Origin of the sequence: Mycetocola miduiensis (assembly GCF_900115155.1) — a bacterium.
Classification (GTDB): domain Bacteria; phylum Actinomycetota; class Actinomycetes; order Actinomycetales; family Microbacteriaceae; genus Mycetocola_A; species Mycetocola_A miduiensis.
The window spans coordinates 141527-163145 of sequence record NZ_FOVM01000008.1 but is presented as its reverse complement, the minus strand read 5'-3'; the positions used below and the strand labels follow the sequence as shown (position 1 = coordinate 163145).

General features: G+C 65.9%; 20 protein-coding genes. 7 read left to right on the top strand and 13 right to left on the bottom strand.

What is annotated here, in order from left to right:
- The first annotated feature begins 4 nt into the window (after positions 1-4).
- Genes purU through BM197_RS13615 form a run of 3 tightly spaced genes read left to right on the top strand, consistent with a single transcriptional unit; the run spans position 5 to position 2606 of the window.
- Positions 5-880, top strand: a complete 876-nt coding sequence (gene purU, locus BM197_RS13625) for a formyltetrahydrofolate deformylase (RefSeq protein WP_425435730.1) — start codon at positions 5-7, stop codon at positions 878-880.
- A 20-nt stretch (positions 881-900) separates the two neighbouring features.
- Entirely contained in the window at positions 901-1254 is a 354-nt protein-coding gene (locus BM197_RS13620; RefSeq protein WP_245762544.1) for a YrdB family protein, read from the top strand.
- The gene (locus BM197_RS13615; RefSeq protein WP_090712461.1) at positions 1251-2606 is read left to right on the top strand and encodes an FAD-binding oxidoreductase; all 1356 of its coding nucleotides are present in this window, start codon (positions 1251-1253) and stop codon (positions 2604-2606) included. Before BM197_RS13620 ends, BM197_RS13615 begins: the two co-directional genes overlap by 4 nt.
- A gap of 43 nt (positions 2607-2649) precedes the next feature.
- Here BM197_RS13615 and BM197_RS13610 read toward each other — a convergent pair whose 3' ends face one another.
- Together BM197_RS13610 and nagB are read right to left on the bottom strand one after the other, a co-directional pair.
- Positions 2650-2910, bottom strand: a complete 261-nt coding sequence (locus BM197_RS13610; protein ID WP_090712459.1) for a hypothetical protein — start codon at positions 2908-2910, stop codon at positions 2650-2652.
- 125 nt (positions 2911-3035) lie between these two features.
- Positions 3036-3815, bottom strand: a complete 780-nt coding sequence (gene nagB, locus BM197_RS13605; protein ID WP_090712457.1) for a glucosamine-6-phosphate deaminase — start codon at positions 3813-3815, stop codon at positions 3036-3038.
- A 115-nt stretch (positions 3816-3930) separates the two neighbouring features.
- Between nagB and BM197_RS13600 the strand changes: the two genes are divergently transcribed.
- Positions 3931-4350 carry a hypothetical protein gene (locus BM197_RS13600; RefSeq protein WP_090712455.1) on the top strand — a complete coding sequence of 140 codons (420 nt, stop codon included), beginning with the start codon at positions 3931-3933 and terminating at the stop codon, positions 4348-4350.
- A 61-nt stretch (positions 4351-4411) separates the two neighbouring features.
- On the opposite strand, the gene BM197_RS13595 is transcribed toward BM197_RS13600, so the two are convergent.
- Positions 4412-5626, bottom strand: coding sequence for an NADP-dependent isocitrate dehydrogenase (locus BM197_RS13595; protein WP_090712453.1), 1215 nt, complete (start codon positions 5624-5626; stop codon positions 4412-4414).
- A gap of 188 nt (positions 5627-5814) precedes the next feature.
- Between BM197_RS13595 and BM197_RS13590 the strand changes: the two genes are divergently transcribed.
- Together BM197_RS13590 and BM197_RS13585 are read left to right on the top strand one after the other, a co-directional pair.
- Positions 5815-6264 carry a GNAT family N-acetyltransferase gene (locus tag BM197_RS13590; RefSeq protein WP_090712451.1) on the top strand — a complete coding sequence of 150 codons (450 nt, stop codon included), beginning with the start codon at positions 5815-5817 and terminating at the stop codon, positions 6262-6264.
- Positions 6233-6571, top strand: a complete 339-nt coding sequence (locus BM197_RS13585) for an MGMT family protein (protein WP_090712449.1) — start codon at positions 6233-6235, stop codon at positions 6569-6571. Before BM197_RS13590 ends, BM197_RS13585 begins: the two co-directional genes overlap by 32 nt.
- Positions 6572-6666: 95 nt before the next feature.
- On the opposite strand, the gene BM197_RS13580 is transcribed toward BM197_RS13585, so the two are convergent.
- From BM197_RS13580 to sucC, 8 genes are all read right to left on the bottom strand, one after another.
- Entirely contained in the window at positions 6667-8484 is a 1818-nt protein-coding gene (locus BM197_RS13580) for an ABC transporter ATP-binding protein (RefSeq protein ID WP_090712447.1), read from the bottom strand.
- Complete coding sequence (locus BM197_RS13575) at positions 8481-10361, bottom strand: ABC transporter ATP-binding protein (RefSeq protein ID WP_090712444.1); 1881 nt, start codon at positions 10359-10361, stop codon at positions 8481-8483. The genes BM197_RS13580 and BM197_RS13575 overlap by 4 nt, the downstream gene beginning before the upstream one ends.
- Before the next feature lie 393 nt (positions 10362-10754).
- Positions 10755-11966, bottom strand: a complete 1212-nt coding sequence (gene ddaH, locus BM197_RS16755) for a dimethylargininase (RefSeq protein WP_090712441.1) — start codon at positions 11964-11966, stop codon at positions 10755-10757.
- A gap of 94 nt (positions 11967-12060) precedes the next feature.
- Complete coding sequence (purH, locus tag BM197_RS13565) at positions 12061-13650, bottom strand: bifunctional phosphoribosylaminoimidazolecarboxamide formyltransferase/IMP cyclohydrolase (RefSeq protein WP_090712440.1); 1590 nt, start codon at positions 13648-13650, stop codon at positions 12061-12063.
- 3 nt (positions 13651-13653) lie between these two features.
- On the bottom strand, positions 13654-14268 hold the full coding sequence (purN, locus tag BM197_RS13560) for a phosphoribosylglycinamide formyltransferase (protein WP_090712438.1): 615 nt from the start codon (positions 14266-14268) through the stop codon (positions 13654-13656).
- Between the two features lie 51 nt (positions 14269-14319).
- Positions 14320-15597, bottom strand: a complete 1278-nt coding sequence (locus tag BM197_RS13555; protein WP_177216842.1) for a cell division protein PerM — start codon at positions 15595-15597, stop codon at positions 14320-14322.
- Between the two features lie 97 nt (positions 15598-15694).
- Positions 15695-16582: a succinate--CoA ligase subunit alpha gene (sucD, locus tag BM197_RS13550; protein ID WP_090712436.1), complete on the bottom strand. Its 888-nt coding sequence runs from the start codon at positions 16580-16582 to the stop codon at positions 15695-15697.
- Positions 16583-16598: 16 nt separating this feature from the next.
- The gene (gene sucC, locus BM197_RS13545; protein ID WP_090712434.1) at positions 16599-17762 is read right to left on the bottom strand and encodes an ADP-forming succinate--CoA ligase subunit beta; all 1164 of its coding nucleotides are present in this window, start codon (positions 17760-17762) and stop codon (positions 16599-16601) included.
- A gap of 161 nt (positions 17763-17923) precedes the next feature.
- Between sucC and BM197_RS13540 the strand changes: the two genes are divergently transcribed.
- Positions 17924-18691: an oxygenase MpaB family protein gene (locus BM197_RS13540; protein WP_177216841.1), complete on the top strand. Its 768-nt coding sequence runs from the start codon at positions 17924-17926 to the stop codon at positions 18689-18691.
- A 107-nt stretch (positions 18692-18798) separates the two neighbouring features.
- Here the strand turns inward: BM197_RS13540 and panD are convergent, their stop codons facing one another.
- Both panD and BM197_RS13530 read right to left on the bottom strand, forming a co-directional pair.
- A complete protein-coding gene (gene panD, locus BM197_RS13535) occupies positions 18799-19209 on the bottom strand; it encodes an aspartate 1-decarboxylase (RefSeq protein WP_090712430.1) in 411 nt (136 codons plus the stop codon).
- Positions 19209-21605, bottom strand: coding sequence for an ATP-dependent helicase (locus BM197_RS13530; protein WP_090712428.1), 2397 nt, complete (start codon positions 21603-21605; stop codon positions 19209-19211). Before BM197_RS13530 ends, panD begins: the two co-directional genes overlap by 1 nt.
- Positions 21606-21619: the final 14 nt, after the last annotated feature.

Here is a 21619-nt window from a genome sequence, read left to right as displayed (position 1 = left end):
AGGCGTGACTATCCCCAACGCTCCGCGCGAACACCACAACCACTGGGTGCTGACCTTCGTCTGCGCCGACCGTCCGGGCATCGTTCACGCAATCAGCGGGGCGATCGTGTCGGCGCGAGGCAACATCACTGAGAGCCAGCAGTTCTCCAGTGCGGACACCGGCCGGTTCTTCATGCGCCTGCAGGTGGAGTCCCCCGGCGATCGTGCCGAATTCGAGGCGGCGATCGGCCCGGTCACGAGCACCTACGAGATGGCCTGGCGGCTCGACGTCGTCGGCCGGCCCCTGCGCACCCTCGTGCTCGCGTCGACCGCTGCGCACTGCGTCAACGACCTGCTGTTCCGGCAGCGGGCCGGGCAATTGAGCGTCGACATCCCACTCGTCCTCTCCAACCACGGAAGCCTCCGTGACCTCGCGTCGTTCTACGGTGTCCCGTTCGAGTCGCTGCCGGTGACGGATGCCGCATCGAAGGCCGCGTTCGAAAAACGCATCCTCGACGCCGTCGACGAGTTCGACATCGAACTCGTCGTTCTCGCCCGGTACATGCAGATCCTCTCCCCTGAACTCTGCGAGCGCCTCGCCGGCCGTGCCATCAACATCCACCACTCCTTCCTGCCCGGCTTCAAGGGAGCGAACCCGTACCGGCAGGCCCACGCCCGCGGTGTGAAACTCATCGGGGCGACCGCCCATTTCGTCACCAGCGACCTTGACGAGGGCCCGATCATCGAGCAGAACGTCGTACGGGTCGACCACTCGCGGAGCGCAAGTGAGCTCGTCGCCATCGGCCAGGACGAAGAGAGCCGCACCCTCACCCAGGCGGTGAAGTGGTTCGCCGAGGACCGCGTGCTGCTCGACGGCGCCCGCACCATCATCTTCAAATGACGAACCTTTACACTGGGGTAGTGCCGGAAACCAGCGACAAGTTCACTCTCACCCCCAATGACATCCTGAGGTTTTTCCTCGAAATCTTCGCGATCGTCAGCCTCGCCGTGTGGGGATTCGCATCGTGGCCGATGCCATGGAACATCGTCCTTGGCATCGTGCTGCCCGTCGCCGGGATCCTGCTCTGGGCGCTCTTCCGCTCGCCGAAAGCAGTGTTCAGAGTCGACGTCTTCGGCAAGGCCATCGTCGAGATCGCCGTGATGGGTGCCGCAGCGCTCGCCTGGTGGGACCTCGGCGTGCCCATCGTCGCTCTCAGCTTCGGGCTCCTCGCAACGGTCAGCGGCATCATCAACGGCCGCCGGGAACTCGGATGAGGCTCGTCCTGGGGCAGCTCGTCGACGCACTCGGCGACGCCGTCTCCACGGATGCCGCCACACTGGTGGCCGCGCAAGCCGACAAGTCGGGCCATCGGTCGGCATCCGCGCCCCTCGCTGTTGTCTCTGCGCGCTCGATCGCTGACGTGCAGTCGGTGATGCGCATCGCCACAGCGACAGGGACGCCGGTCGTCACCCGCGGCGCCGGAACCGGCCTTGCGGGCGGGGCGATTGCGTCCGCCGGTGAGATCGTGCTCGACGTCGCGAGAATGGACCGCATCCTCGAGATCTCCGAAGCCGACCAACTCGCCGTCGTCGAGCCGGGTATCCTGAACGGCCGGTTCAACGAGATCCTCGCCGCGCGGGGCTTCTGGTTCGCCCCTGACCCCGCTTCACGGGCGATCTCGACCGTCGGCGGCAACATCGCCACCAACGCCGGCGGCCTGCTGTGCGCAAAATACGGGGTGACCCGTGACGCGGTCCTCGGCCTCAAGGTCGTTCTGGCCGACGGCCGCCTGCTCGACCTCGGCCACCGAAGCGTCAAAGGGGTCACCGGCCTCGACCTCACCGCGCTCATGGTCGGCTCAGAGGGACTCCTCGGCGTGATCGTCGAGGCGACCGTCCGCATCCGTCGTGCGGTGCCAGGCACTGTTGCGACGATCGCCGCTTACTTCCCCAGCGTGACGGATGCCGCGGCGGCAGCGGCGGCGATCACCTCCGCCGGGATCCAGCCGGCTGTGATGGAACTGATGGACTCGGCCTCACTGGAGGCCGCCGCGACCCTGCTCGCCCTTCCGGGGATCAGCACCGGAGAGGCTCACCTGGTCGTCCAGACCGACGGTCCCGCTGCGCAGGAAGAGGCGAACGCCGCCTACGCCGTGATCGGCTCGCTCGGCGGCCGCGCCGCGCTGTCAACCGACCTGGTCGAAGGAGAACGGCTACTCGCCGTGCGCCGTTCGATGCACCCCGCAATGGAGCGGCTGGGCACGACGCTCATCGAGGACGTCTCAGTCCCCCGCTCGGCGTTGCCGGCCATGTTCGCGGAGATCGTCCGGATCGAGCAGCACTATGGCATCCGGATCCCGACGGTTGCGCACGCCGGAGACGGCAACCTGCACCCGAACTTCGTTTTCTCCGGCACCGAGGTGCCTGAGAAGGTCTGGCAGGCGGCGGACGAACTGTTCGGCGCAGCGCTCCGGCTCGGAGGCACCCTGACGGGGGAACACGGTATCGGGATCCTCAAGAAGAGGTGGCTTGGGCTTGAGCTCGGCGATGACCAGCTCGACCTGCAACGGCAGATCAAACAGGTCTTCGACCCGCTGGGCATCCTCAACCCGGGCAAGGTCTTCTAGCGCGAGTTGCCCACTCTGCCGGGTCCGCGCGCGCGAACACCCGTCAAAGTGGGCAACTCGCGTCAGACTGTTGCCGGTTGCGGCGTCTCCGTGCGCGTAGGTGCGCCCACGGCGTGCTTGCCCCGATCGCTCCCCAGGGCTCCGGGAGGAAATGCAGCGGCAACGCGGCGGATGCGATCGGGTTCGCGACCAGCACGAAGAGAACCGCACCGATCGCAAGACCTGGCCGGCCGAACAGCGCACTCAACCCCACCATGGGAGCCGCGATCGCGAGGAGCGACAGCGCGATCGCACCAGCATTCACGAGGTAGTTCCCCTGCTTCGCGGGCGTGGAGGCGCTGTTCGTCCGGTAACGAAGCGACGCGAGTTGCCCACTTTTGCCGGGTCTGAGCCCGCCAACACCCGGCAAAGTGGGCGACTCGCTGGCGGCTAGACGCCCTGCCACTCCGGCTTATTGGCGTACGCGTACCGGTAGTAGTCGGCCAGCTTCAGCTCGGACGCGGCAGCCTCGTCGATGACTACCGTTGCGTGCGGGTGCAGCTGGATGGCTGAGCCGGGCATCATGGCCGAAAGGGGCCCTTCGACGGATGCCGCGACCGCTTTCGCCTTACCCTCACCGAACGCCAGCATCACCAGGTGCTCAGCTCGCAGGATCGTTCCGAGCCCCTGGGTGATGCAGTGCATCGGCACGTCGTCGGGCGAGTCGAAGAAGCGCGCGTTGTCGCGGCGGGTCTGCTCGGTGAGGGTCTTCACACGGGTGAGCGACGCGAACGACGAGCCCGGCTCGTTGAAGCCGATGTGCCCGTCGGTTCCGACGCCGAGGATCTGCAGGTCGATACCCCCTGCGGCGATGATGGCGCGTTCGTAATCGGCACCGGCCGTCTGGATGGTGTCCACCGTCCCATCCGGGACGTGGACGCGGTCCGGGTCGAGGCCGAGCGGCTCGACGACTTCACGCGTGATGACGGACCGGTAGCTCTCCGGATGGGACGCGGGCAGCCCGACATATTCGTCAAGAGCGAAACCCGATACCTGGCCGAGGTCGAGGGAACCCGCTCGATCTGCGAGCGCCCGGTAGACCGCGAGGGGCGTCGATCCGGTCGCCAGGCCAAGCACGGCATCCGGCTTTCGGGCGATCAACGCGCTCACGGCATCGGCGACGAGTTCACCCGCCGCCTGTGCGTCCTCAACGATTACGATTTCAGCCATCCACGCCTGCTTTCCCTGAAGTCCTCCCAGTCTGGCAGAACCTTTCACCCGGTTTTCTCGAGCCTGCTACTGGTACTCTTCTCGCATTCCCACCCCACCGAGCAGAGGACGTTTTGTGCCCAGTACCCGTCTTGCCCGAGCATCCGTTCTCGGCATCACCACCGTCGCGGGACTGTTGCTCACCGGCTGCGCAGGAGGCCAGTCCGCGGCTGAAGCATGCTCGATCGTGCAGACCACCATGGAGAAAGCCCAGGAGGACCTCAGCGAGAGCGTCGCCTCGTTCGGAAGCGACCCGACCGCGGGCGCCGACGCCGTCGACGACCTGGCGGCCTCGTTCTCCGGCGCGAACGACAAGATCAGCAACGCCGACGTGAAGAAGACGACCGACGCAGCTGAGAAAGCGCTCGGCGCCTTCGCCGCCGAGATGCGCACTGCCGCCGACGATCCCACGAATGTGGACTCCGAGGCGCTGACCGACGCACTCGAAGGCATCCAGACGACGTTCGCCGACATCCAGACCGCCTGCGCCGCCTGACCGCCGCTTAACCAACGAATGCCCCCGATCTCGCGATCGGGGGCATTCATTGTTGCGGGGTTTAACCCAGGCGGGATTTGAGGTTCGCCGTGATCTCAGCGAGGAACTCCTCGGTGGTCTGGTACGGCTGCTCAGGGCCGACCAGGAGAGCGAGGTCCTTCGTCATCTTGCCGGACTCGACGGTCTTGATGACGACATCCTCGAGCGTCGACGCGAACTCGATCAGGGCATCGTTGTTGTCGAGTTTGCCGCGGTGCTGAAGCCCACGGGTCCACGCGAAGATCGACGCGATCGGGTTGGTCGACGTCGGCTTGCCCTGCTGGTGCTGGCGGTAGTGACGGGTCACCGTGCCATGCGCTGCCTCAGCCTCGACGATCTTGCCGTCCGGGGTGGCCAAAACGCTCGTCATGAGGCCGAGCGAGCCGAAGCCCTGCGCGACGGTGTCCGACTGCACGTCACCGTCGTAGTTCTTGCAGGCCCAGACGTAACCGCCCTCCCACTTCATGGCGGATGCCACCATGTCGTCGATGAGGCGGTGCTCGTAGGTGAGCCCGGCAGCGTCGAACTGCTCCTTGAACTCAGCGTCGAAGATCTCCTGGAAGATGTCCTTGAACCGGCCGTCGTATGCCTTGAGGATCGTGTTCTTCGTGGAGAGGTACACCGGGTAGTTGCGGGTGAGACCGTAGTTCAGGCTGGCCCGCGCGAAGTCGCGGATGGACGCGTCGAGGTTGTACTGAACCTGGGCGATTCCGTCGCCGGGCGCCGAGTAGACCTCGAACTTCTGGGGTTCAGAGCCGTCCTCAGGCGTGAATTCGACCGTGAGCGTGCCCTTGCCCTTGAACAGGAAGTCGGTGGCACGGTACTGGTCGCCGAACGCGTGACGGCCGATGATGATCGGCTTGTTCCAGCCGGGCACAAGGCGCGGGATGTTCGAGATGATGATCGGCTCACGGAAGATGACACCGCCGAGGATGTTGCGGATGGTGCCGTTCGGGCTCTTCCACATCTTCTTGAGGCCGAATTCCTCGACCCGCGCCTCGTCCGGGGTGATCGTCGCGCACTTGACGCCCACGCCGTGCTTCTGGATGGCGTGCGCGGCGTCGATGGTGATCTGGTCGTTCGTCTCGTCACGCTTCTCGATGCCGAGGTCGTAGTACTCGAGATTCACGTCGAGGTACGGGTGAATCAGGGTGTCCTTGATGGACTGCCAGATGATGCGGGTCATCTCATCGCCGTCGAGTTCGACGACCGTGCCTTCAACCTTAATTTTTGACAAAAGAAAGCTCCTCGTTTGTGGGGCCGTACGGGCCGCGGTCAAGCTTACCGGAGCGACGCAACTATCTTGATATCGAGAGATTCGGCGACATCCCGCCTGCCGCTCCCAGGATGAACACTCCGCGAAATATATGTCGGCCGCGGTGATCTTGCTACCGGTCCGGGCTCGGTTCCGGATAGCCTTGCACCATGCCTGAGCTCAGACTTGAAGAACTGTCCGCCTCAACGATCGTCGCGGTCAACGCATTGACGCTCAAGCCCGGCCAGGAGCAATTCGTGGCCCCCGTGTCGTATTCGGTCGCGGCAGCTGTCGTGAACCCTGCCACCACGTGGCAGCGGGTTGTCCTCGACGGCGACGAAGTCGTCGGGTTCGTGCAGGCCAATTTCGACCCGGACTCCGACGACGAATTCGCCAGCATCCTGTGGCGGATCAACGTTGACGCCGACGACCAGGGTCGCGGTGTCGGCACCTACGCCGTCAAGGCGCTCAGCGAAGAAGCCGCAAAGCGTGGTTTCGACCATGTCAACGTTATTTTCGAACCGGGCGAGTCCGGGCCTGAGCAGTTCTTCCTCCACGTCGGCTTCGAGCCTGTCGGCGAGACGCAGTATGGCGAAACCATCGCCGTCCGTAAGCTCTGACCCCGGTCGGCTGGCGCCGGACGACTTCGTCGACGGTGTGCTCGACGTCGTCGCAGCGATCCCGCCCGGTCGGGTCATGAGCTACGGGCAGGTCGCCGCGACGATCGGCTCGCGTTCGGCCCGCGGCGTCGGCCGGGTGATGGCGCATCACGGCAACGAGGTGCCCTGGTGGCGCGTCGTCCGCGCGGAAGGGCTTCCTCCCTCCTGCCACGAAGTCGAAGCCCTCGAGCACTACCTCGCCGAGGCGACCCCGATGGCTCCCCGGGCTGACGGCGGCTACCGACTGGCGGCATCCGCCTTCGTGTGACGACGTTCGCCCCACTGCTCGGCTCGCGCGGGTAAAACAGCTTCGCGCGGGTGAAAAAACACCCCCCCGTTGCCGAAACACCCGCTCGGGTCCGGCTAGACCAGCGAGTCCCGCCAGGCTGCGTGCAACTGTGCGAAGCGCCCGGTGCCGGCGATGAGGTCGCGCGGAGTCCCGTCCTCAACGATTTTGCCGTGCTCCATCACCAGCACCCGGTCGGCGATCGCCACCGTCGACAACCGGTGCGCGATGATCACGGCGGTGCGGTCGGCGAGAAGCGTCTGCAGCGCTTCCTGAACCAGCCGCTCGCTGGGGATGTCGAGTGACGCGGTCGCCTCATCGAGGATGAGTACGGCCGGGTCGGCGAGGAACGCACGGGCGAAGGAGATCAGCTGGCGCTGACCCGCCGACACCCGACCGCCGCGCTTGTTCACGTCCGTGGCGTACCCGTTCGGGAGGGCGCGGATGAACTCGTCGGCGCCGACCGCCTTCGCGGCCGCCCTGATCTCGTCCGCTGTGGCATCCGGTTTCCCGAGCGCGATGTTGTCTGCAACCGACCCGGAGAACAGGTACGCCTCCTGCGTGACCATGACGATGGCACGGCGGAGGTCCTTCGGGTGCAACTGGCGGAGGTCGACACCGTCGAGACTCACTGTGCCTTCCGTCGGGTCGTAGAATCGTGACATCAGCTTCGCCAGCGTCGACTTTCCCGCTCCGGTGGAACCGACGAGCGCGACGGTCTGGCCGACAGGCAGGTCCAGGCTGAAGTGCGGAAGCACGACCGTGTCGCCTTTGTATGCAAAGGTGACGTCGTCGAACTGGACGTGCCCGCGCGCACTCCACAGGTCCACCGGCGAGACCGGATCAGGCACCGTCGGTTTCTCTTCGAGCACCCCGGAGATTTTTTCGAGCGCCGCGGCGGCGGACTGGTAGGAGTTGTAGAACATCGCCATCTCCTCCATCGGATCGAAGAACCGACGGGTGTACAGCACGACAGCGAGAAGGGCGCCGATCGCCAGCGACCCGTCGACGACGCGGAAGGCACCGACGAGGAGCACGACCGCAACGGCGACGTTGCCGATCAGGATCAGACCCGGGTCGAACACGCCGAACAGCTGGATGACGCGCGCGTTGACGTCGCGGTACTCCTCGACGACCCCACCGAACTCTTTCTCGTTACGCTTCTCCTTACGGAACGCCTTCACCGCACGGATGCCGGTCATCGTCTCGACGAACTGCACGATGACGCGGGCGGATGCGACGCGGGACTGCCGGAACAGCGCCTGCGACCGCTGTTGGAACCACCGGGTCAGCACGAACAACGGAACGAGCGCTCCGAGCAGGACGAGGCCGCTTATTCCGTCCATCAGGAACAGCGCGATGCCGGTGAACAGCATGTAGAGGAACCCGGACACCAGCTGGTTGATGCCCGAGTCGAGCAACTCCTTGATGGCGTCGAGGTCGCTGGTCTGGCGCGAAATGATCCGGCCGGAGGTATAACTCTCGTGGAACTCGAGGCTCAGCTTCTGCGTGTGCAGGAACACCCGTTTGCGCAGGTCGATGAGGATCGCCTGGCTGATCCGTGCGCTGAGCACCATGTACCAGGCGATCAGCAGCGCACCGGCGAGGCCGGTGACCAGGTACACGCCGACGATGAAGAAGGCGGGCATCCAGTCGTTCCGCTCGAGCACCGCCGGCAGACCGCGGTCGATACCGAAGGCGATGAGGGCGGGCCCGGCAACCTGGGCTGCGGTCGACACGACGACGACGATCATCGTCAGGACGACACGCGTGCGCAGCGGCCTCAGTAGCGACCCGAGCAGCCGGAGCGAGCGGGCGCGGATCTGGGCGCTCTCCTGTTTGGTGAAGTCGTCGCGCTCTTCGCCTTCGACACCCAACACTCCGATGGTCGTCATGCTCCGGCCTCCACGGTCTCGGAATCGAAACGTGATTCGTCCAGGGTCTTGTCGATCTTTTCGGCGGCTTCGCGCTTCTCTTCGTCCTCGAGGCTCGAAATCACGAACTTGTAATGCTCGCTCGACGCGAGAAGCTCGCTGTGCTTCCCGACGGCGGTGACTTTTCCGTCCTCGAGCAGCGCGACACGGTCGGCGAGCGTCACCGTCGATGGGCGGTGCGCGACGATGAGGGCCGTCGTCGATGCCAGGATGCGACGCAACGCGGCCTCGACGAGCGCTTCGGTGTCGACGTCGAGTGCCGAAAGCGGGTCGTCGAGCACGAGCACAGCGGGCTTGGCGGCGACGGCACGGGCGAGGGCGAGACGCTGGCGCTGGCCGCCGGAGAGACTGAGGCCTTCCTCGCCGACTTTTGTCTCCAAACCGTCAGGGAGGTCCCGAACGAAGCCTGCCTGCGCGATCTCGAGCGCCTCGTCGAGGACCGCCTGCGCTTCGGCGCCGTGCGGGTCGAGGTCGCCCCGGCCGAGCAGGATGTTGTCGCGAACGGATGCCGAGAACAGCGTGGCGTCCTCGAAGGCCATGGCGATGTGGGTGCGCAGCTCTTCCCGGCTGAGGTCGCGGACATCGACGCCGTCCAGTTTGACGGCCCCGCCGGTGACGTCATACAGCCGGGTGGTGAGCGCGGTGAGCGTCGACTTGCCCGACCCGGTCAGACCGACGAGCGCCATGGTCTCCCCCGGTTCAACGGTGAGGGTCACACCGTTGAGCAGGTCATCGACGTTCTCGGGGGAATCCTGGTACCGGAAGTGAGTGTCCTCGAAGCTCAAGCGGCCGCGAACGTGTTCAATCGTTTTCGGATGCTCAGGGTCGGTGATCGTGTTGGGCGTGTCGAGCACCTCGAAGAAGCGGTCGGTCGCGGTACGCGTGTCGAAGGTCATCGCCAGCAGGAATCCGATCGACTCGATCGGGAACCTCAGCACCGTCGCCGTCGCGAAGAACGCGAAAAGCTGCCCGACGGTGATCTCACCGCTCGATGCGAGCCAGACACCGGTCAGCAGGCACAGTGCGAAGGCGACATCCGGCAGCAGGATAAGCCACAGCCAGATCCCGGCGATGGCTTTCGCCTTCTCGATCTCGGTGCCTCGCAGGTTCTCCGCCTGCGACTCGAAGTTCCGCAGGGCATATTTTCCGCGACCGAATGCCTTCAGCACGCGGATGCCGTGCACGGACTCCTCGACAGCGGTCGCCAGGTCTCCTGCCTGGTCCTGGCTGCGCCTCGCGATGATCGAGTACTTCTTCTCGAAGACGTATCCGTAGATCCAGATCGGCACGGCGAGGGCCAGGAAGATCGTGCCGAGCAGCCAGTGCCAGTAGAACAGCACCACGGCGCCGATCATGACGGTGATGGTGTTGACCACGAGAAGGACGAGCCCGAACGACAGCCAGCGCCGGATCAGGTTGAGGTCGCTGACGGCACGGGACAGCAGTTGCCCGGACTGCCAGCGGTCGTGGAACGAGACAGGCAGGTCCTGCAAGCGGGCGTAGAGCGCGTTGCGCATCCCCGCTTCCACGTAGGTTCCTGGCTTGAGCACGAACCACCGGCGAAGCGCGATCATTGCCGCCTCAAGCACACCGAGTCCGAGCACGGCGAGAACCGCCCACCAGATCTGGGAGGTGTCCCCGGTGGAGAGCGGGCCGTCGACGAGCGCTTCGAGCACGAGGGGGATGCAGAGGGCGACGAGTCCGGCGCCGAGGGCTGCACCCATCCCGAGGAGGATGCGCGGCATCGCGTTGCGCGCGTACGGCAGGATCCGCGCTATTGCGGCGGCCGTCGACAACTCGGATTTATGGGACTTCTGACCGTCGTGTGGACGAGACATTTCAAAGACTTCTCTTCTCTGCGCAGCCCGGAGGCAGCGCAGTACATTTCGCGAAAAATGAGGTTGCGTCACACGACGCCACACAGCGACTGGATTTCGTGGCGACCGCAATCCAGTTCGAGCTCACGCCGAGGCGCAGGCGAGCGGGGGTTATGACTCCGGTGTTATGACCCGGGGGTGGCCGGTCGGCGCTCGGCGGAGGCGCAACGGACGGCGACGCGGTGAGCGGTCGCCCCATGTGTCGGCGCGTTCGTGATGTACGTCATGACAGTGCTCCTCAACCTGAATCGTCGTCGTCCGAGCCTTTCGACGAGCCCGGGCGGCGACAGCCTTTCAGCTTATGCCCAGCCTTGCGAATCAGGCAAGAACTTTCTCGGGCCGATTCGGCCGGAGTCAGCGCACCCGCACGGACAGGCAGGTGACGCATCCTTCGAGCTTCTCGAACTCGCTGATGTCGACGGAGACGACGGTGTAGCCGCGGTCCTCGAGGAGCGCGGCGGTCGCCGGTGCAGACTGAGACATCAGCACGGTGTTCTCGGAAAGGACGACGACGGCGACGCCCTCCCGCTCGGGGACGGCGAGGTAGTGCGGGAAGAAGGATGGATCGTCGACGAGGTCCGGGTGGCCGAGGATCGTGCCATCAGGCAGGGCGGTCATTGTGGTTTTCAGGTGCAGGGCGCGCGTCACCGGGACGGCGATGACCGAATATCCGAGCGGCGCGGCGATCGCGCGGAGCTGACGGATGCCGTCGGCATTGGTCCGGCTGGAACGCCCGACATACACGGTTGAGCCGACCTTGAGCACGTCGCCACCCTCGAGGGTGCCGGGGCTCATGATCCGTTCGATGCGCAGGCCGAGGTCGCGAGCCGTCTCTTCGGCGGCTTCGGTTTCGGCCCGGCGGCTCTCGGTCCCCGCACGGGTGACGATCGCGGTTTCACCGAGCAGTACGAGGGTGTCCTCGACGAAGACGGAATCGGCCATCGTGTCGGCGAACCCGACTTCGCGGGTGGTCCAGCCGTTCTCTTCGAGCGCGGCGACGTACCCGTCCCATTGCTTGTCGGCGAGTTCGGTGTCGACCTCCGTGCGCTCGACGTGGGTGAGCTGCCCCTCCGCGAGATTGCCGGCGGGCATCCGCACCAGTGCGATCAGGCGGTCGGTGGCGTTCTTGGGGCTGCGGAATGCGAGAGCGCGGCGGTAGATGGAGCGGCCGATTGTCGCGGTGACGACGGCAAGCACAATGACATAGACGCCATTGAGGCTGAGGAAGGTGCTCCACAGGTAGGCGATGGTGGCTGCGTCGAGGGCGAAGCCTCCGAGCATCGTCGTCAGTCCGCTACCGGCGAGGCACGCGATGATGCCCACCAGGAATCCCGCGACGAGCGCCGTGTACCAGCGAACGAAGGCTCCAACGAGGCCAACGGCGAAGAGCAGGATGACGCTGAACAGGGTGGTGAAGAAGTAGAAGCCACTGACCTGGGTCAGCGTCGCGACCTGGTACTGCTGCGAGACGAAGAAGATGAACATGCTCGCCGCGTGGGTGACGACCGCGACGGTCAGAGCGGCCAGGAAGGAGGATGCGAGCCGACGGCCCCACGAAATCGTCATGGGTTCGAGCCTATCGGCCCGGGGAAGACGCACGTTCCGCATGTCGCTCCCCCGGGCATCCTGACGGCAGTTTCCCGGCTGGGTGAGAGCGAACTCAGTGGAAGAAGTGACGTTCTCCGGTGAAGTACATGGTCACCCCTGCTGCCTGGGCGGCGGCGATGACCTCCGGGTCACGCACAGACCCGCCGGGCTGGACGACGGCGCGCACACCGGCGTCGAGTAGCACCTGCAGCCCGTCAGCGAAGGGGAAGAAGGCATCGGACGCGGCGACGGAACCGGCCGCGCGGTCGCCCGCGCGAGTGACGGCCAACTGGCAGGAGTCGACCCGGTTCACCTGTCCCATTCCGACTCCGACGGATGCCCCGTGGCTGGCGAGCAGGATCGCGTTGGACTTCACGGAGCGGCACGCCTTCCACGCGAAGGCGAGGTCGGCGAGCGTTTCAGGATCGGCCGGTTCACCGGAGGCCAGGCTCCAGGTGGCGGTGACGGATTCGCGCGGGAACCGGTCGGCCTGCTGCACGAGGATGCCACCGGAAACCTGCTTGGCTTCGAGCGGCTCGGGCACGAAACCCTCGGGGAGCTGGAGGATGCGCAGGTTCTTCTTGGTCCGCAGAACGTCGAGCGCGTCGTCGTCGAAGCCGGGCGCGACGAGCACCTCGGTGAAGATCTCCTTGACGGTCTCCGCCATTTTCAGGGTGACCATGCGGTTGGCGGCGATCACTCCACCGAATGCCGAAACGGGGTCGCATGCGTGCGCGCGGCTGTGCGCGGAGGCGATGGCGTCCGGCGCCTTCGGCGCGGCGACCGCGATGCCGCACGGGTTGGCGTGTTTGATGATCGCCACGGCCGGCTGGGTGAAATCGTATGCGGCGCGCACGGCGGCGTCGGCGTCGACGAAGTTGTTGTAACTCATCTCCTTGCCGTTCAGCTGCGTGGCCTGTGCGATGCCCTGGCCACCGGCGCGGAGGTACAGGGCGGCTTCCTGGTGGGAGTTCTCGCCGTAACGGAGCACGTGGGCGAGCTCGGCCTGGATGGTGAGCGATGCACCGAATCCTTCTGCCGTGTCGGTGAACCAGCCGGCGACGGCGGTGTCGTACGCGGCGGTGTGCGAGAACGCGCGGGCGGCGAACTCACGACGCTGGGCAAGCGTGGTTCCGCCGGACTGCACCGCCTCGATGACGTCTCCGTAGCTCTCCGGGGAGACGACGATGGCGACGTTGGGGTGGTTCTTCGCCGCGGCGCGGACCATTGCAGGGCCGCCGATGTCGATCTGCTCGACCACGTCGTCGTTCGCCGCACCGCTCGCGACGGTTTCGACGAACGGGTACAGGTTCACGACGACGAGCTGGAACGGCTCGACGCCGAGGTCGTCGAGCTGCTGCTCGTGCGACGCCAGCCGCAGGTCGGCGAGAAGACCGGCGTGGACCGACGGGTGAAGCGTCTTGACCCGGCCGTCGAGCGATTCGGGGAAGCCGGTGACGCTGGCCACGTCGACGACGTCGAAACCAGCGTCGCGGATGACCTTGGCGGTTGAGCCGGTGGAGACGATCTCGACGCCGGCGCCGGCAAGCGCCCGTGCGAGGTCGATCAGCCCGGTCTTGTCGCTCACCGAGATGAGCGCGCGGCTGATGGGGACGAGATCGCGTTCGCGATAAAGACTCTTGTCGTGACTGGGGCCTGCCATGGTCTACTCCTTGATTGAGGCTGGGAGGCGTCTCGTCGACAGCGCGCCGAGGTCGAGGCCGTTGGCGATGTCGAGCACGGTCTGCACGAGCAGCCGGCGTTCGACGGGTTTGATGCGTTCGTGCAATTCGTGTTCCGTGTCGCCTGGAAGGACGCGCACGCGCTCCTGCACGATGATCGGACCCTGATCGACTCCATTGTCAACGACGATGATCGACGCCCCGGTTTGCTCCACTCCCGCGCGAATGGCGTCGCGCACCCCATGCGCCCCAGGGAATTCGGGCAGGTAGGCAGGATGGGTGTTGATGAGATTCGGGGTGAGCGCCTCAACCACGTTCGGCGGCAGCAGGCGCATCAGGCCGCTGAGCACGACGAGGTCGGGGTTCCAGACCCGGATCTGCTCGAGCAGTGCGGCGCCCCACGCTTCGCGCGAATCGTATGAGCTGAACGGGACGATGAACGAGGGGACGCCGAACTCCTCGGCGTACGCGAGGCCTGGAGCCTCACGGTCGGCGCCGACGGCGATCACGCGTGCCGGATACTCCGCGTCGGCGGAGGCTTCGAGGAGCGCACGGAGGTTGGACCCCGTGCCCGAGATCAGCACGACGATTGAGAGCACTCGGCAATTCTATCGTCGAGTCGGGGACCGGCTCGCCAGATGTCGGACCGGCTACCGGACCCGGTCGGCGGTGCGGAGCGGAGAAACGTCCGGCGTCGAGCTGGGCCGGCTGCTGCCCGACGCCATCCCGATTGCCGCGGCGACCCCCACCTCAATGGTGGTGAACAGGCCGACGAGCCAGGGGTTCGGGCCCACGACGGCGAGTCGCCCTGGACCGATCGCCCCGGCGGAGAACCAGGCAAGCAACCCGAGGAGAACACCGGCGACCAGGCCCATGCCCGCAGCGGTGACGAGCAGGCGACGGACGAGTGAGCGGGCGCCGAGAACCCAGACGAGTCGCGGGCGGAGAAGCACTGCGGCGAAGTATCCGACGAGCACGGGCACCAGCAGACCGAGAAAGCCGAAGGCGAAGGTTCCGCTGGGCACTGCGCCGAGGATAGGGAGGCCGGGGACCGGGCCGACAACGGTGCTGACCGGCGAGATCGCGCTGCCGGCGCCGAGGGCGAAGCCGGGTCCGACGAGCCAGGATGCGGTCCAGACGACGAGGTTCGGCACGAACGCGATCTGCGCAAGCGTGGTCGCTGCACCGCCGACGATGCCGAGCTGGGCACCCTGGTACAGGCTGGTGATGAGCCCGAAGTTGATCAGGACGAGGAGTGCGAGAAGCACGGCGGACACCCCGAGGATGCCGGTCGCCGCTGCGAGGCCACCGCGAAGGGCAGCGCCTGCCACGGCCCGGTCGAACCTGTCGAAACGTTCATCGAATCGGTCCTGCACTCCGGACAGGAGCCGGCCGACGGCACCGCCGTTGCCCGCAGGGATGCGGTGCATGCCCCGGAGAACACCGATGGCGAGGCCGAGCCCGTAGACCGCTCCTGGCAGGATCAGTGCCTGCGCGAGGGACGGCCGGAGAGTCTCGCCGACGCTGCTGACTGAGATGAGGGCGTTGAGCAGCAGAACGGTGCCAAGGCCGGCGGCAACGGCCGTCTGCCAGTACCGGGTGGCCGAAGCGCGGATGCCGGCACGAGCGCCCATGAGAACGGTGCACGCGGTCAGGGCGAGGGGCGCGATGGTGACGAAGAACGGATCTGCTGCAGCCGCGAGACCGGTCCCCGCCACGACCGCAGATGGGAGGGTGACTTCGATGTCGACGCCATTGCTGAGCAGCCAGATGTCTACCGAGCCCTGCCAGAAGAGGGTCCAGTCGACGGAGAATCCTGCATCGACGGCCCACAGAATCGTGAGTGGGACGAGCGAGATCCCGATGCCGATAGCGACGGTGATGAGCGCCTCAAGCGCGGCGAGCATGGCGACAGTTGTGCGGTTCATTCGACTCGAAGTTTAGCCGCCCAAAAGCCGCGGGCTCCGCTGAAAACTCCGAAGGGCGGCAGTTTCCTGCCGCCCTTCGGGTTTTTCGGGAACTCGTTTAGAGTCCGGCGATGATCTCGCGCATGAGGCGTGCGGCCTCCGACGGGGTCTTTCCGACCTTGACGCCGGCGGCCTCGAGGGCCTCCTTCTTGGCCTGGGCGGTTCCGGCCGAACCGGACACGATGGCGCCTGCGTGACCCATCGTCTTGCCTTCTGGCGCGGTGAAGCCTGCGACGTAGCCAACGACGGGCTTCGTGACGTGAGCCTTGATGTAGTCGGCGGCACGCTCTTCCGCATCCCCACCGATCTCGCCGATCATGACGATCGCCTTGGTCTCCGGGTCCGCCTCGAACGCGGCGAGGGCGTCGATGTGGGTGGTGCCGATGATCGGGTCTCCACCGATGCCGATGGCGGTCGAGAAGCCGATCTCACGCAGCTCGTACATCATCTGGTAGGTGAGGGTGCCCGACTTCGAGACGAGGCCGATCGGGCCCTTGCCGGTGATGTTCGCCGGGGTAATGCCGACGAGGGCTTCGCCCGGGGTGATGATGCCTGGGCAGTTCGGGCCGATGATGCGGGTCGTGTTGCCCTTCTTCTGCGCGTAAGCCCAGAACTCGGCGGAGTCGCCGACGGGAACACCCTCCGTGATGATGACGAGCAGAGGGATCTCTGCGTCGATGGCTTCGATCACGGCATCCTTCGTGAATGCGGGTGGCACGAAGGCGATCGACACGTCAGCGCCGGTCTTCTCCATGGCCTCTGCGACCGTACCGAAGACGGGCAGCTCGACGTCACCGTGCAGGACGGTGGTGCCTGCCTTGCGGGCGTTGACCCCGCCGACGACGTTGGTACCTGCCTTGAGCATCAGAGCGGTGTGCTTGGTGCCTTCACCGCCGGTGATGCCCTGGACGATGACCTTGGAATCCTTGTTGAGGAAAATTGACATGTGTTCGTTCGTCCTTTTACTTCGAAGCCAGCTCGGCGGCCTTGTCGGCGCCTTCGTCCATGGTTGCGGCGAGGGTGACCAGCGGATGGTTGGCCTCGTTGAGAATGCGTCGGCCCTCTTCGACGTTGTTGCCGTCGAGACGGACGACGAGGGGCTTGTTCGCGGCGGAGCCGAGCTCGGCGAGCGCGCCGACGATTCCCTTGGCCACGGCGTCGCACGCGGTGATTCCACCGAATACGTTGACGAAGACGCTCTTGACCTGCGGGTCGCCGAGGATGACATCGAGGCCGGCAGCCATGACCTCGGCGGATGCTCCGCCTCCGATGTCGAGGAAGTTGGCCGGCTTCACGCCGCCGTGGTTCTCACCGGCGTACGCGACGACGTCGAGGGTCGACATGACAAGGCCTGCACCGTTGCCGATGACGCCTACTTCACCGTCGAGCTTGACGTAGTTGAGCTCGCTGGCCTTGGCCTTGGCCTCCAGCGGGTCGACGGCATCCTTGTCCTCGAGCTTCGCGTGGGAGGGGTGGCGGAAATCCGCGTTCTCGTCGAGCGAGACCTTGCCATCGAGGGCGATGATGTCGCCTTCCTCGGTGAGGACGAGCGGGTTGACCTCGACGAGCGTCGCGTCTTCGCCCTTGTAGACGTTGTACAGCTTGACGAAGACGGGGGCGACCTTGTCGACGAGTTCGGACGGGAAGTTCGCTGCGACGGCGATCTCGCGCGCCTTGTCGATGTCGATGCCCTCGAGCGGGTCGACCTCGATGCGGGCGAGAGCTTCGGGCTTCTCGACGGCGAGGATCTCGATCTCCATTCCACCCTCGACGCTCGTGAGCGAGAGGTAGGAGCGGTTGGCCCGGTCGAGCAGCACAGAGAAGTAGAACTCCTGGGCGATGCGGGCACCACCGGCGACCATCACGCGCTTGACGATGTGGCCCTTGATGTCGAGGCCGAGGATGGCCTTTGCTGCTTCGAACGCCTCGTCGGGGGTCTTGGCGACCTTGACGCCGCCTGCCTTGCCTCGGCCTCCGACCTTCACCTGCGCCTTGACGACGACGACGCCACCGATCTTCTCAGCAGCTGCGCGTACCTCCTCGGGCGTTTCTGCGACGATACCCGGCAGCACCGGGACCTCGTATTTTTCGAACAGGTCTCGTGCCTGGTACTCGTAAAGATCCACGTGGGTTTCCGTTCCGCTGAGTGCATTGCTGGTATTCGCGTTGGGTGGCAGTCCCGGTGTGAGGTATCTCGACGCCGAGAGAAAAGAGGGCCGCTCCCCACTCTACTTTGTCACGGCAACACCGGCGGTACGCTCAGCGAGGCTCGACTACAGTGGCCGGGGTGAGGACACTGCAGGACATCGGGGGCGACGCCGTCCTCGTTGCCGGGGGTGGCCGGGCAATCCTGCTGCAGATCGCGAATCCCGCTGTGGGCGCCGGCGTTGCCGCCCACAGCGACTTCACCTCCCGCCCGCTCGACCGGCTGCACGGCACTCTTGGTTTCTGTTATGCGCAGGTTTACGGCACGGACGCGGACCGGAAGGCGATCGCTCGGCGGGTGAATGCGGCCCACGCCCCGGTGACCAAACCTCCAAACGCCCACTCAGCCGGCTACTCCGCGTTCGACCCGACGCTGCAGCTGTGGGTGGCGGCGACCCTGTACGACACAGCAGCTCAGGTCCATGAACTCGTCTTCGGCCCCCTGTCCAAGAAAGACGCCGACGAGGTGTATAGCGGGTACGCCGTCCTTGGCACCGCCCTGCAGATGCCGGCCGACCTGTGGCCGGAGGATCGGGCGGCGTTCCGCTCCTGGTTCGATGCGGAACTCGACAATCTCGAGGTCTCCCCCGAGGCGCTGTCGGTCTCCCGGCAGCTTCTGACGCTGGCCGGAGCACCACTCTGGCTGCGGGCCGGGCTGCCAGCCGTGAGGCTGGTGACGGCCGCGCTTCTTCCGCCGCGGCTGCGGGAGGCATTCGGCTTCCGGTGGACGCCACGGCAACAACGTCGATTCGACCGGATGCTCGGCGTTGTCCGTGTCGTCTGGCCGGCCGTTCCGCGAAGCATCCGTCATTTTCCCGTGCGGTATTACCTCCGGCGTCTTCGGCGCTGACGGGCGCCGACTGCTGACCGGCCCAGAGGGAGAGGTACCTCAGAGGGAGGGGAGCCTCAGCGGGAGGGGAGCCTCAGCGGGAGGGGAGCCTCAGCGGGAGGGGAGCCTCAGAGGGAGAGGGGCGCCCGCTCGACTCCTGGGACGAGCGCAGCCGCCGGGTCACTGCCGAGCGCGATGACCCGGTTGTCGGCGTCGACGTGCACGACGCGTGGCACGTACTCCCTGGCTTCCTCGGTTGTCATCTGCCCGAAAGCGATGAGGATGACGGTGTCGCCGACGCCGACCAGGTGGGCGGCAGCGCCATTGATCCCGATAACGCCACTTCCAGGCTCCCCGGCGATCGTGTACGTCTCCAGCCGGCTGCCGTTGGTCACGTCGACGATCGAGACGAGTTCACCCGGAAGGATGTCGGCAGCCTCGAGCAGGTCGGAATCAACGGTGACGGAGCCGACGTAGTGCAGGTCGGCGTGGGTCACGGTGGCGCGGTGAATTTTGGCCGTGAACATGGTGCGGAGCATCAGATCTTCTCAATCGGGGCAATTTTGATGAGCAGCTTCTTGAAACCGGCCGAGTCGAACGCGACATGCGCGATGCGTTTGGCGCCTTCACCTGTCACGGTCTGCACGCGTCCCTCGCCGAAGTCGGTGTGACGGATGCGATCACCGGAGGCCAGCTCGAGGTCGCCGTTGTTGCGCACCTGGTTCGTGATCCGGTTGGGCCAGTCCCGTTTCTCGGTGAGCGGCCGGTCGGCGAGCGCGTTGCCCGTGGTGCCCGACCAGCCGGACCGGTTCGCGTTGAGCGCGCGGGGCTGTGTTCCGCCGCGCGAGTTCGCCATGCCTGGCGATTGGCGCCACTCGATGAGCTCGGCGGGGATCTCCTGCAGGTAGCGGCTCGGCATCGCGACCGCGGTCTCGCCGTACTGGGCGCGAGTCATCGCGAGTGACAGGTACAGGCGCTTCCTGGCCCGGGTGATTCCCACGTAGAACAGGCGACGTTCTTCGGCCGGTCCACCCGGCTCGGACGCGCTCATCCTGTGCGGCAGGAGGTCTTCTTCGATTCCGGTGAGGAACACGGCGTCGTACTCGAGACCCTTCGCGGTGTGCAGGGTCATCAGAGAGACGGTTCCGCTGGAGTCGTCGAGGTCGTCCGCCGCGGCGACGAGCGACACCTCGGTGAGGAAGTCGACCAGTTCTCCGTCGGGGTTGTTGCGCTCGAATTCTTTCGCTACCGCCACGAGTTCTTCGATGTTCTCGGCGCGCGCTTCGTCCTGAGGGTCGTGGCTGCGCCGCAGTGCTTCGATGAGCCCGCTCTGGGTCACGAGCAGCGAGAGCACGTCGGCCACCTTGCCCTCGGCGACGAGTTTCGCGCCCTCGTCGAGCAGCGCGGAGAGTGACAGGATCGCGTTCGTCACCTTCGGCCCGAGGCCGAGGGCGGTGGCTTCCCGCATGCCGTCGCGGAAGCTGAGCCCGTTGTCTTCGGCGAAGCTGAACAACGCCGTCTCGGTGGCCGGCCCGATTCCGCGCTTCGGTGTGTTCAGGATGCGGCGAAGCGCAAGCGTGTCTGCCGGGTTGGCCACGGAGACGAGGTACGCCATCGCGTCCTTGACCTCGGCGCGCTCGTAGAACTTGGTGCCGCCCATGATCCGGTACGGAAGCGCGGAGCGGATGAAGATTTCCTCGAGCGCGCGCGTCTGCGAGTTGGTGCGGTAGAACACGGCGACGTCGCTGTACGGGGTCCCGGCGGCGTGGAGCTTTTCGATCTCGTCGGCAACGAACTGGGCCTCATCGTGACCGGAGTACCCGGTGTAGCCGACGATCTTCTCTCCGTCGCCGACGGCGGTCCACAGCTTCTTGTCTTTGCGGTCGAAGTTGTTGGCGATGACCGAGTTCGCGGCGGTGAGGATGTTCTGCGTCGATCGGTAGTTCTGTTCGAGCAGGATCACCTCCGCGCCCGGGAAATCATGCTCGAACTCGGTGATGTTGCGGATGTCGGCGCCGCGGAACGCGTAGATGGACTGGTCAGAGTCACCGACCACCGTGAGGGATGCCCCATTGCCGGCGGCGACGAGGGCGCCGTCTTCGACGGCCGGCGGCCTGGTCAGTTCCCGGATGAGGGCGTACTGGGCGTGGTTGGTGTCCTGGTACTCATCGACGAGCACGTGGTGGAACCGGGTGCGGTAAGCGGCCGCCACAAGGGGGAAGGCCCGGAACAGGTACACCGTCTGGCCGATGAGGTCGTCGAAGTCGAAGGCGTTGGCTGCGGTGAGCGCGCGGGTGTATGCCCGGAAGATCGAGAGGAACGCCGCTTCGTTCGGGTCGTCCATGTTGGCGTTCCTGGCGTAGCTGTCGACGTCGGCGAGCTCGTTCTTGAGCTTCGAGATCTTCGCCGACACGTTCGCCGGGGTGAAGCCGAGCACGTCGGCGCCCTGTTCCTTGATGATCCGCTTGATGAGCACCCGGGAATCGGAGGAGTCGTAGATCGTGAAGTTCTTGGTGAATCCGAAGTTCTCGGCTTCGCGCCGGAGGATGCGCACGCACGCCGAGTGGAACGTGGAGATCCACATACCCTCAGCTGCCTGCCCGACGAGCGCCCGAACCCGGTCGCGCATCTCGGCCGCGGCCTTGTTCGTGAAGGTGATGGCGAGGATCTGGCTCGGCCAGGCTTCGCGATTCTCGAGAAGACTTGCTATGCGGCGGGTGAGGACGCTGGTCTTGCCCGAACCAGCGCCGGCGACGATGAGCAGAGCCTGTCCGCGGTACTCCACGGCCTGGCGCTGTTGCGGGTTGAGGCCGTCGAGAAGACGACTGCCTCCAGCGCGCTTCTCACCGCCCGCGCCTGGGATGGCGGCGGTCTTCCAGCCGTCCATGATGACCGGGGTCGCTGAGTGTGCGTCTGGGGTAGGGGTGCTCGCCATATCCCTTCCAGTTT